This window comes from Arsenophonus sp. PmNCSU2021_1, from assembly GCF_036919435.1.
Taxonomy (GTDB): Bacteria; Pseudomonadota; Gammaproteobacteria; order Enterobacterales; family Enterobacteriaceae; genus Arsenophonus; species Arsenophonus nilaparvatae.
This window is the reverse complement of sequence record NZ_JAZHPL010000007.1, coordinates 131,434-143,690: the sequence shown is the minus strand read 5'-3', so window position 1 is coordinate 143,690 and position 12,257 is coordinate 131,434. Positions and strand designations below refer to the sequence as shown.

Sequence of the window (12,257 nt, the reverse complement as noted above, 5' to 3'; positions counted from 1 at the left end):
TGACATGATGAAAAAATATATTTTACCTTTTTTATTGATATTGATGAGTGTTGTTGTCAGTTTTTCCGCCTTGAGCTTATCAATTAGCGAAGCTAAGCAGCGTGGGCTGGTCGGCGAAACCTTAACCGGTTATCTGGCAGCAGTGGCAAAAGATAATGCTGAAGTGAACGCATTGGTTAACAGCATTAATCAGGCTCGTGAACAAAAATATGCTGAAATTGCGCAAAGTAATCAACTTAAAACTGAGCAAGTGGCCAAAATTGCTGGCCAAAAATTAATAGATGGTGCGAAAAAAGGTGAATATGTATTAGGTATTAATGGTCGCTGGACACAAAAATAAGATACTATAGCACTCTATTATTTTGGCAAAGAAGAGTATGTGTCAGTGACATCGTGTTTTGATGGTCAACTCAGCAAATATGCCCCTTCAGTAAGGTCTAATTAAACGTGAACTCTGATTTAATAGCATTATATGCTGATATTGGAAAGCTATTATTGCGTGATCAATTGGTATTAAAAAAACGCTTGGCAGGGATAAAGAAAATAAAAAATGTAAAATCCCGCCAATCGGTTATTGAATTAGTTAAAACAGATATTGCTGCCGGGCAGAAAAAAATTGCTCAGCGGCAAAGCGATCTTCCAGTAATTATTTATCCAGAAAATCTCTCTGTCATTGAGAAAAAACAGGCAATTTATCAGGCGATCCGTGATCATCAAGTGGTCATTATTGCTGGTGAGACGGGGTCGGGCAAAACAACCCAGATCCCCAAAATTTGTCTAGAGCTTGGCCGAGGGATAAAAGGCTTAATTGGTCATACCCAACCTCGTAGATTGGCTGCGCGCTCAGTTGCTAACAGGATCGCTGAGGAGCTTAATATCCCTTTAGTTAGTACTGTTGGTTATAAAGTCCGTTTTAATGATCAGGTAAGTGATAATACGTTCATTAAATTAATGACAGATGGAATTTTATTAGCAGAATTACTTAATGATAAATTATTACTGCAATATGACACGATAATTATTGATGAGGCGCATGAACGCAGCTTAAATATTGATTTTATTCTGGGCTATTTACGCCAATTATTACCTAAACGCCCTGATTTAAAAGTTATTATCACCTCCGCGACCATCGATCCCGAGCGTTTTTCCCAACATTTTGATCACGCGCCGATTGTTGAGGTATCAGGAAGAACTTATCCAGTAGAAGTTAGATATCGGCCAATTAGTGGTGACAGCAACGATAGTCATCGCGATCAGCTTGATGGCATAATCGATGCGGTTGATGAATTAAGTCAACATGCTATTGGCGATATTTTGATTTTTATGAGTGGTGAGCGTGAGATCCGGGATACAGCCGAAGCACTAAATAAGCTGAATTTAAAACATACCGAAATATTACCGCTTTTTGCTCGTTTGTCTAACAGCGAACAAAACCGTATTTTTCAATCTCATCCAGGCAGAAGGATCGTATTAGCGACCAATGTGGCAGAAACCTCATTGACCGTTCCTGGTATTAAATATGTGATAGATACCGGCTATGTGCGCATTAGCCGTTATAGTTATCGCACAAAAGTACAGCGTTTGCCAATTGAACCAATTTCACAAGCTTCGGCTGAACAGCGTAAAGGGCGCTGTGGCCGCGTCTCTACAGGGATCTGCATTCGTTTGTACTCGGAAGAAGATTTTTTAGCCCGCCCGATGTATACCGATCCTGAAATTTTACGTACCAATCTGGCTTCGGTTATTTTGCAGATGATGGCGATTGGAGTAGGTGATATTAATCAATTTCCTTTTATTGAAATGCCTGATAAACGTAATATTCAAGACGGCATTCGATTACTCGAAGAATTAAACGCTATTGCTAATAAAACCGCTACTGCTGGCGATTATCAACTGACTGAAATTGGTCGTCAGTTGGCACAACTGCCGCTCGATCCACGTTTGGGACGTATGGTTTTAGAGGCCAGAAAGCATGGATGTGTGCGAGAAATTATGGTGATAAGTTCCGCGCTTTCTATCCAGGATCCTCGTGAAAGGCCACTTGATAAACAGCAAATAGCAGATGAAAAGCATCATCGCTTTATCGATAAACGTTCGGACTTTCTGGCCTATTTAAATTTATGGGATTTTGTTAAACAGCAACAAACTATTTTATCCAATGCGCAATTTCGTAAGCAATGTAAACAAGATCTACTTAATTTTATGCGCTTAAGGGAGTGGCAGGACATCTATAGCCAGCTGCGGCAAGTGATTAAAGAGTTGGGTATTGCGGTAAATAGCGAACCTGCTGATTATCAGGCTATTCATATTTCGCTACTGGCAGGTCTGCTTTCTCATATTGGCCAAAAAGGGGTTGATAAAGCAGAGTTTTTAGCTGTCAGAAATGCGCGATTTATGATTTTTCCTGCTTCTGGCTTATTTAAAAAACCACCTAAGTGGGTCATGGTGGCAGAATTAGTTGAAACGAATAAGCTTTGGGGACGTACTGCGGCGATAATCGAACCTGACTGGATCGAGCCACTGGCTGGGCATTTAGTCAAATATCATTACAGCGAGCCGCACTGGTCAAAAAAGCAAGGTGCGGTTATGGCGTCGGAAAGTGTAACGCTATTGGGTTTACCTATCGTAATTGGCCGTCAGGTTAATTACAGTAAAATTGATCCGCAATTGTGTCGTGAGCTTTTTATTCGCCATGCATTGGTTGAGGGTGATTGGCGAACCAGCCACACCTTTTACCAACAAAACTTAAAATTATTAGCTGAAGTAGAAGAGTTAGAGCATAAATCCCGTCGCCGCGATATTGTGGTTGACGATGACACGCTGTTTGATTTTTATCTACAGCGAATTAGTAGTCAGGTTGTCTCTTCCCGTCACTTTGATCGTTGGTGGAAAGTGGTGAGTAAAACACAGCCTGAGCTACTGACATTTAACAAAAATATGTTAATGCGGGCAACAACTAATAACGTTAGCCTGGCAGAATACCCCAATTATTGGCAACAAGATGCGCTTAAATTGCAGTTAACATATCAGTTTGAGCCTGGTAGTGCGGTTGATGGCGTCACGGTTCATATTCCACTATCGGTACTCAATCAAGTGAAAGATGAAGGTTTTGATTGGCAAATACCGGGATTACGAGAAGAGTTAGTTATCGCGCTGATTAAATCCTTACCTAAAGTGTTACGGCGTAACTTTGTGCCGACCCCAAATTATGCTAGAGCATTTTTAGAGAGAATACCTGCGCCGCAAGGAAAATTGTTAGATTGTCTAACCCGTGAATTGCGTCGTATGACAGGTGTTACTATTGACGCCGACGCCTGGCAATGGGATCAATTACCTGATCATTTAAAAATGACATTTCATATTGTCGATGAAAATAACCAGACTATTGCCGCAAGCCGTGATTTAACATCGTTGAAAATACAATTAAAACAGCAAGTTCAACAAACATTAGCTGCGGTTGTTAATGAAAGTATTGAGCAAAGTGGGTTACACATATGGAATTTTGGTACTTTGCCTCAGCTTTATGAACAAAAGCGTGGTAGTTATCTGGTTAAAGCTTATCCGGCGCTGGTGGATGAAAAAAATAGCGTTGCAATTCGCATGTTTGAAACTCAACTAGAGCAGCAACAGGCGATGAATAAAGGATTAAGGCGACTATTGCTGCTGAATATTCCTTCACCGATAAAATACCTGCATGAAAAATTGCCAAATAAATCCAAACTCGGGCTTTATTTCAATCCTTTTGGCAAAGTTCTTGAGCTAATTGATGATTGTATCAGCTGTGGAGTGGATAAATTAATTGCTCAATTTGGTGGGCTGATATGGACAGCAGAAGATTATCAGCGATTGGAAATTTATGTTCGTGCTGAGCTTAATGAGGTAGTGGTTGAGATAGCTAAACAGGTTGAAATGATTTTAACTCGTGTATTTGCAATTAATAAGCGTTTAAAAGGCCGGGTCGACATTCATTTGGCACTGCCATTTTCTGATATTAAAACCCAACTTAGTGGATTAATATTTAAAGGTTTTGTTACATCTCATGGCTGGGAAAAACTGCCTGATATTATTCGTTATCTTAATGCGATAGAGCGTCGTTTGGAAAAGTTAGTCGCTGATCCAAACCGTGATCGCGCGCATATGCTGCGTATTGAGCATATTAAACAGCAATGGCAGGGTTGGTTAGCTAAGTGGTCTAGCGTACAAAGAAAGTTGCCTGAAGTACAAGCAATATACTGGATGATGGAAGAATTACGGGTAAGCCTATTTGCTCAACAACTGGGCACCCCTTATCCTATTTCAGATAAACGTATTCTACAGGCAATGGCGCAAATTTCATTACTGCCAGAGTAGGGTAAAAAAGTGGTGTTACCACCCCTTTTTAATGATATTTAATATGATAAGTGACTAGGGCGTTCGCTTGACCTGGTGTTACTCGTTCAGCAACTTGGATATACTGCGCGTAAAAAGGCAGTGGAATACTTTCGATATCAGGCACTTTTTTTAATGAAAACCAGTGGTTGAATTGGATGGGGTTATCTTCATATATAATCTGTAAGCCAATACCTTTTGCCGCATTATATTTATTTAACGCTAAAATTTTATCATCAGTTGACGGTAATGTATCTCCTTCCATTTTTATTTCAACTGTTGATGGTTGAGTACAGCTTAATTCGAGATAAAATGTTTTTTTGCTCGCCGTACTATACATGCCGTTAAAAACAGTTGTTTTTAGGCGACCTAAATTTATCTCTAATGCTTTATTATTGATAAAACAGCTTACTTTAGGAACGATAATTTTAACATTTCTCAATTTGAAATTTACTATCGGTAAATTACCAATAGTTGCTTCAGTGAGCTGATGTTGGGGAATATCACAGGCCTCTACCTGTTCAGCTGTTTTTATCAGTTGCACTTCGATTCTATAGAACACGAGTTTCGCACAAAACTAATTTGGGTACGCTAATAAAACACGGATTTGCTCAGTAATAGCACTTTTGATTACGTCCCAATTTTGTTGATAAAGGGTTATTTTTTCAGATATACGACGTTTATGTTGTTCAAACCACGCAGAAATAGCGAGAAAAATATGATTTCTTTGCGCTCGGCTCGTGCGAGCCTGACAGCGTTCAATACCACAGTTTTGTTTAACTTCTCGATGATAAACTTCAACAGACCAACGGGCATCCATGATAGATTTGAGGTATTGACGGGTGGGATTCTCTTTGTTTGTTACTATGTAATCAATACGGCCGTTTTTGGCTGTAAATTTGAAAACGGTTACCCAACCATATCCTCGCAAGTGTATTGACGTTCCTTCTTCTGAGATGTCTAACTTGTTCAGTTGTTTGTTATGGTTAACAATCCTATTTTTCCTCAGCGTGGTTACCCAGATCCAACCATGAGAGCGAATTGATTTCAGGTTATCCAGGCTAGAATACCAAGCATCCATCACTATGGCTTCTGGCATGATCCCTCTTTTTTTAGCAAGAGTGAGCATTTCGGAAAAGTGCGTGTTTTTTGTTTTTCCATCAGAATCTTTATCATAAATACGATAATTGATAGGAATTGATTCAACCTTCGTCAGATCATGCCAAAGCAAATTAACTAAACCTATGCCAGCAATAACATCATGTTCATTACCTGAATATTGATAATGGACCATCACTATTTTTTTACTACGTGTTTTGGCAATCAATGTATCATCGGCAATTAGAGGGGTCACTGTTTGTATATTAGATTCAATATCAACACCATCTGGTAGTGTTTCGGTTGCGAGAGTAATTTGGTTTGTCCGATAACTACTAATATTGGGAATGATAGCGATACCTTGATAGTCAGTTTTTATACCTGAATGATTTTCTAGTTTTACCTCAACTGCGTCCTTTGCAATCACTAATGCTGCTGTTTCACCGATAGGTTGGGCTAAGGTTAATCCATAAGGATGGGCAACCAAGCTGCCTTGCAGACCATAATTTAATTGGTTTTGATGGGGGTCGTGATTGTAGCCTAAATTGAGGATTGCATATTGATTTCGATATTGGCCATAAAGTGCACTACTAATAGAATTAGTATGATTTTCATACTGTCGTTCATAGTTTTGTTGAAGGGTTAAAAATAAGCTTTCATCAGCAAATGGAGAGTGGTGAATATTTATTTGCTGAAGAAGACGCTGATTAAAGCTATTTTGTATACCATAGCTTCCCCAGGTTCGCTTTAACCATCGCTTAAAGGGAATTTGCAAGTTGATAGACAGGATCTGATCAGCTGATTGTTCTCGTCTGGACTTAGTATAGCTATAGTTGATTGTATAATCTAAGTCCCAGATCCGAGAACTATAATTAATCGAGTAGCTTGCTTCTTTATCATCATAGTTCCAATAGTTTTTCTGATAAGCTGATAAATACACGAGTTTCGCACCAATAAAAAAACGCTCTATTTTTAAGTTTAATTCAGCATAATATATAAATAGACAAAACCTTATAAATTAAAAATAACTTATTGTAATTTAAGTAAATTTATACGTCTTAGCAAGTTACAGATTAATTATTGTTCTGAAGCCATTTCTAGAATTTTATATGCCCGTGCGAAACTCGTGAAATATAGAGTACCCCAACTAGCTAAAGATTGCCTAATATTAAATTGCAATTGGCTTTTCTTAGCGTGGTAATAAAGCGGAAAAGAGGCATTTTTAAGTTGATTAGCTTGACTAAATGTTAAGAAGTCTTTTTCACTATATCGGTAGCCTGCTAACGTTAATTGGGTACTGGTGGTAGAAAAATACTTGCCGTATTGAAAACGATAGGCGTAACCTCCGTCATATGAACCTATTACTTCCTTTGCTTTTGCATAGCTAGCATCGAAAGTAACAGCAGCCAGTTGACCGACATTAACACCAAATCCTAACGCATTTGAACAATAATTGTTGGCAATAATAATTCCACCATAATGAGTTAGGTAATTTGATAAACCATATTGATAATCAAACTGTATAAATTTGGCTTTATAGGCATTGATCTTCGAGGGGGAATATTGCCCAAGATTAAGTGCATAGCGAAAACGACCAACCCGTAGTATATTGGGTAAAGTTGCGTAGGGTTGATAAATTATTCTTTGTTTACCATTACTTTCATCAATAATTATCTTAAGTTTATCGTTAGAATAAGAGGGAAGCAGATCGTTAATGACAAAAGGGCCCGGCGGCACATAAGTTTGATAGATGGGAATATTATTTTGCAATACAGTGACAGTTGCATATGTTTCGGCAATAGCATGGATCACTGGAGCGTAACCTTTGGCGTTGTCGGGTACCATGCTATCGTCACTTTGTAATTGTAAGCCTTTAAATTGAAAGCGAGCAAACAGTATTGAAGAGGTATAATTTTCACCGAGATTTAATTGGCTATGGATTGCATGAATATCACGGGAAAGCGTGGTGCGATAATTTTGCCATCGATAATGAGAAGAGTAGCTACCATAATGGCGCAATTGCCAGGCTTGCCAGTTAGCGCCGATGAGCAAGCCAATAAAATGATTTTGCTTATCAGTACTTTTTTTATCCATGTATTGGCACCCTGATAACGATAATTAACAAAAAATACTGGCACCCCTGATTGCAATGATGATACCTGTTGGTTTTTTATAACTGCTATTTGTGGAAAAGTGAGATATAAACTTTGCTGATGAAAATCAAATTCAGCACTAATCGCTAGTTTATTTTGTTGCCAAAAATCAATCATGGTATCGTTAGCTAATTGATCGATAATTTTTTGCTTAATAAAATTAGCATCAATTCCCCAGCTATTTAATATACTACTATTGACAACAGGGTAGAGCTTACCTTGTTCATCATTGATAAAAGTAATATCTTGGGTGGCTACATTTTTGTTGTTAAGAAAAACATCAACTCTATATACACCAGGTAATTGATTTTCATCTTTCAGAAAGTGAGTAAGATTAATGGGCGATTTTTTATCATATTCTATTGCCTCCAAATCAAAATAATAGTCATCATTTTTAGCATGCAAATTAAATGAAATATTAAATAATAGACTAAAGTAGATTGGAGAAGTGTAATATTTAATTCTATTTTTTATATTCATCATTATTATCATTTAATAGGGTATGTGTTTCGATAACAGCACCGTAATCATTGATATATGACCAGTCAATTTTGTTATTACCATGTTGCTTAATTGGCCATTTTTTCTGGCTGTAAGGTGGCAACATACCAGGCGATTCAATTTTAAAGTTTCCTAATTTTATCGAATTAAAATTAATATAAAATGCAGTAGGATTATGAACAATAAGTTGTTTGTTTAGTCGTTTGAACTCTATTTTTTTATATGTTTCAGCCAATTCTGTAATTATTTCTTTAGGACGATAAAAAAGTTTAATTCGTGATTTTAATATAATGCTTAAGCGGTTTTGGTCGCTTTTTTTCAATGCTGGAATTGATTTTATATTTAACCAATAGACAGTCTCTCTATCATTTGGTAATTTATTCGTTGAATTTATAATTCTTATTTTATTTTCTTTTTTTGGCAATAATTTGAATAAAGGTGGTGTTATAATAAAATCATCTACCTTATTACCATTTTCGTCTTCAACCCATGATTGAATTAAAAATAAAGTCTCTTTGTCTAAATTGTTTATTGCAATAGAAACTTCACGCATATCAGAAGGATAAATAACGCGGGTACCTCCGATAATCACATTAGCAAATGATAACGAAGAAAACATGGCCATAATTAATGATAATAAAAAATATCGCATCTTTTTATCTCGTAAGATCGGAACAATAAAAAAATTTTTATTGTTCCTACTCTTAGCTTGTTAATAAGTTATGGTAAAGCTGACCGCTGAAGCGACTAGTCCTGCTTCAACTTTATCTGCTGTAGCTACGTATTTTGCGATAAGTGCTAAATTGTGGGTATTATTGTTATTATCTGTAAATATTTTTTCATTCATTTTGATAAGGTTATTTTTAGTATCATAAACACCAATTGCGATACCTTTTGCATAATCATCACCAGTTTGATTGGCTATCAACCCATCATCTGTAAGACCATGTGTAGCGTCATGGAATATAACACTGATATTGTCTGTTGATTGGCAATTGGATAGAGCAATATTGAAAGGTTTGCCAATAGATGTATCATTTTTCTTTTGAAAATTATTTATTGATAGTGTGTCTAAGATAACTGTTTGATTTTTACTATTTGCGGTGACCTGGCAGGTAGAACCAGTAAGTTCTCCATTGAAAACGATAGAGCCATCACTGCCATAAGCAGAAAATTGGCACAAAGAAACCACTGACAATGATAATGCCATAAATAACTTACGCATATTATTAACTTATCCTTTATTTAATAAAAACATAATTCAACTAAATGATTTATATTATATGATTACAAAACTAATTAATTTTGTAAAAACATAATAAATTATTTTCAATCAGGGGAATATTAATGTTTTTTTTTAAACAATAGATATTTTTTAATAGATCACAATTTTTATTTAATGATTAATGCTATTTTTCATAAAAAAATATAATTATAGAAAATAAAATTATAGCTAGATAGAGTAACATTAAATTTTAATCGTAAATTAATATTGAGTTATTTATTTTTTATTTTAATATTATTTTCTTTTTGAATTAAATTAACGTGTTTATATTCTATAAAATGATAAAATATGCAAATGCTAAAATAATCTTATTTCTATATGATAATTTTATTAGTTATATACTAATGTAAAATTAGCATTAGCTTCTACTTTCCCTGGTAAAACAATATTTTCTGTTGCAACATATTTTGCAATAAATTTTAAGATAGCTATTTTATCGGTAATAGGATAAACGCTAGTTTTATGATTCAACGGAATATAACGTTCACTATTATTATTATATATTCCAATAGCAACACCTGTTGCATAGCCATCTCCTTCCTTAATAGCTAGCAACTCATTATTTATTTCATCTTTAACGCCATCAAATATAACAAAAACCTCTTGACTATTATTAGGGCAATTATTGATTTCAATATTAAAAACGGTTGGTGAGGCTGTGTCATGTACTTTTTTAAAACTATTTGTTGCCACAGTGCCTAATGATACGGTTTGATCTTTAGTAAGTGCTTTAAACGTACAAGACGATTGAATAATTTCAGCGGTGAATTTTATATTTCCATCTGATGCATGAGCAGTAAATTGGGTCAAATAAAAAATTGATAAAAAGCTAGTCATTAGTAAGTTACGCATAGTTTTAACCTTTTATTTTTTGAATAAAAATATCATTGCTATTTTTCTTTTTAAGAATACTGTTATTTTTATTTTAAACAAGAGGTATTTTAGTATAGAAATAATAATTGTTTTTTCTTTAAGCTGAGTAAAATAAAGAATATAAGGTATTAAAATAATATTAAATACATTGAATTAAAAAACTAATTTTCTAATTATAAAATTATTTTTTTTCTGTAGTTATTAAACAATAGTTATTTTATAAAATATGCAAGATAGACATTAATCTATTTTAATTTTACTAAAAAATTATTTTGTTAATACCATTTATAATAGATAGCCAATTTTGCTTGTTATTAATAGAAGGCCTACAAAATCAGAGTTTAAGCTTTATTTAGTTACAACATGCTTTTGTAAATAAAAAAAATAAACTCCTCTCTAACCAGCAAGATAGAAGCTTTAAGTTGAAAATTTACCATATTAATAAAAAAACCAGCATAGTCACCTAATGGCAACTATATTGGTTATTGTTAAATCTCGTTAATTAAATATGAAGTAAATACCGAAATGCGGGGATAGAAGAGAAAATAATTATAATTATTGCATTTCTTTCTAATCGGCTGAGTGATTTTTTATTATTGTTTTGGGTTTGCGCATAGAGGAAGATAAATAAACCGGGCATGTATAGAATAACAGATAACAGTAGATTGATTGTTCCTGAAGCATAAAGTAGCCATAAGCCATATAAACTAGTTACTGCACCAATAATAAGTAATCCTTTGCTAGCACGCTCAAAAGAGATTTTGATTAGGAAAGCACCGACTAAAAAATAAGGCACCAAAATCATTTCTGAGGCTATCGTTAATAACATATTATAGTTACTGCCACTCAACCAAATTAATATTAACGCTAATTGTACAGCACCGTTTGTAAGCCAAAGAGATGAAGAGGGGGCATTATTTTTATTTTGAGATTTAAATATTTTAGGAAATGAACCATGAAGCGAAGCAATATAAGGAATTTCTGTCGCCATTATTGTCCAGCTTAAATATGCACCGCAAACAGAAACAATCAAACCCGCTGCAATAATAATCTCGCCATAATTTCCCATCATATGGATGATAAGTGATGCCATTGAGGGATTTTTCATTGCAGCAAGTTCTGCTCTGGGAACGATGCCTAAGGAGAGCAAGGTAACTAATATATAAATACTTAAGGCTGAGATTACGGCAAGTAACGTTGCTAAACCAACATCTTTACGTCTTCGAGCGCGTGCTGAAACAACCACAGCCCCTTCGATACCAATAAATACCCATAACGTAATTAGCATGGTATTTTTGACTTGTTGCCAAATTGGTATGCCCATTTCAGCACCACTAAAATCAAATTTAAAGATATCTATCTTAAACGCAAAAATAGCAAAGATGATAAACAGGCTCAGGGGAATTAATTTAGCTAAAGTCGCTAATTTATTGATACCGGCGGCAGTTTGTGTACCTCTTAATACTAACCAATGAATGATCCATAGTAAGATAGACTCACCGATCAAAGATTGCCAAGTATTACCATCACCAAAAACCACATTACCTGAGTGATCAGTAAAAAAACTCAGGGCTGCAAAGACGATCACCAAATAGGAAACATTAGCGATAACAGCACATAGCCAATAGCCCCAGGCTGAACAAAAACCAACTAGTTCACCAAAACCTTCTTTGGCGTATGTATAAATTCCTCCATCTAGATCCGGTCTAATACGTGAAAGTAATAGCAAAGATATGGCAAGAAATAGAATACCAATACCTGTGATACTCCAGCCTATCATAAGTGCTAGGGGGCTAGCGACTTCAGCCATATTTTGCGGCAGACTAAACACACCGGCTCCAACCATTGAACTTAATACTAATGCGGTTAAAGCCGTCAAATTTAATTTTTTATTGTTCAAAGAAAATATCCTAAAATCTATTTGCCATAATTTGGTTTATGCCATTAATAACAACTTGTTTAGATAGTAAAAAACCAAA

Annotated in this window: 9 protein-coding genes and 2 pseudogenes; 2 read left to right on the top strand and 9 right to left on the bottom strand. The window is 35.2% G+C overall.

All coding sequences use genetic code 11. The annotated features are described in order from the left end of the window. Nucleotides 1-7: 7 nt before the first annotated feature. Nucleotides 8-340 (top strand): YdbL family protein, encoded by a 333-nt coding sequence (locus tag V3224_RS18145; protein WP_334472280.1) that lies wholly within the window; start codon nucleotides 8-10, stop codon nucleotides 338-340. A 107-nt stretch (nucleotides 341-447) separates the two neighbouring features. Then, a complete protein-coding gene (hrpA, locus tag V3224_RS18140; RefSeq protein WP_334472162.1) occupies nucleotides 448-4,350 on the top strand; it encodes an ATP-dependent RNA helicase HrpA in 3,903 nt (1,300 codons plus the stop codon). Nucleotides 4,351-4,378: 28 nt separating this feature from the next. On the opposite strand, the gene V3224_RS18135 is transcribed toward hrpA, so the two are convergent. The 9 genes and pseudogenes from V3224_RS18135 to V3224_RS18100 all read right to left on the bottom strand — a co-directional run bounded on the left by V3224_RS18135 (nucleotide 4,379) and on the right by V3224_RS18100 (nucleotide 12,124). Continuing rightward, complete coding sequence (locus V3224_RS18135) at nucleotides 4,379-4,930, bottom strand: fimbrial protein (RefSeq protein ID WP_334472161.1); 552 nt, start codon at nucleotides 4,928-4,930, stop codon at nucleotides 4,379-4,381. A gap of 15 nt (nucleotides 4,931-4,945) precedes the next feature. Beyond that, a pseudogene (locus V3224_RS30160) lies at nucleotides 4,946-5,716 on the bottom strand (IS701 family transposase); the annotation flags it as partial. Nucleotides 5,717-5,725: 9 nt separating this feature from the next. Continuing rightward, a pseudogene (locus V3224_RS30155) lies at nucleotides 5,726-6,406 on the bottom strand (fimbria/pilus outer membrane usher protein); the annotation flags it as partial. A 137-nt stretch (nucleotides 6,407-6,543) separates the two neighbouring features. Then, nucleotides 6,544-7,485: a fimbria/pilus outer membrane usher protein gene (locus tag V3224_RS18125; protein WP_334472279.1), complete on the bottom strand. Its 942-nt coding sequence runs from the start codon at nucleotides 7,483-7,485 to the stop codon at nucleotides 6,544-6,546. Further along, nucleotides 7,392-8,099, bottom strand: coding sequence for a FimD/PapC N-terminal domain-containing protein (locus V3224_RS18120; protein ID WP_334472159.1), 708 nt, complete (start codon nucleotides 8,097-8,099; stop codon nucleotides 7,392-7,394). Before V3224_RS18120 ends, V3224_RS18125 begins: the two co-directional genes overlap by 94 nt. Then, nucleotides 8,083-8,772 carry a fimbrial biogenesis chaperone gene (locus V3224_RS18115; RefSeq protein ID WP_334472158.1) on the bottom strand — a complete coding sequence of 230 codons (690 nt, stop codon included), beginning with the start codon at nucleotides 8,770-8,772 and terminating at the stop codon, nucleotides 8,083-8,085. The genes V3224_RS18120 and V3224_RS18115 overlap by 17 nt, the downstream gene beginning before the upstream one ends. A 60-nt stretch (nucleotides 8,773-8,832) precedes the next feature. Beyond that, the gene (locus V3224_RS18110) at nucleotides 8,833-9,345 is read right to left on the bottom strand and encodes a fimbrial protein (protein ID WP_334472157.1); all 513 of its coding nucleotides are present in this window, start codon (nucleotides 9,343-9,345) and stop codon (nucleotides 8,833-8,835) included. A 390-nt stretch (nucleotides 9,346-9,735) separates the two neighbouring features. After that, nucleotides 9,736-10,257: a fimbrial protein gene (locus tag V3224_RS18105; RefSeq protein WP_334472156.1), complete on the bottom strand. Its 522-nt coding sequence runs from the start codon at nucleotides 10,255-10,257 to the stop codon at nucleotides 9,736-9,738. 523 nt (nucleotides 10,258-10,780) lie between these two features. Then, nucleotides 10,781-12,124, bottom strand: coding sequence for a basic amino acid/polyamine antiporter (locus V3224_RS18100; protein ID WP_442890714.1), 1,344 nt, complete (start codon nucleotides 12,122-12,124; stop codon nucleotides 10,781-10,783). Nucleotides 12,125-12,257: the final 133 nt, after the last annotated feature.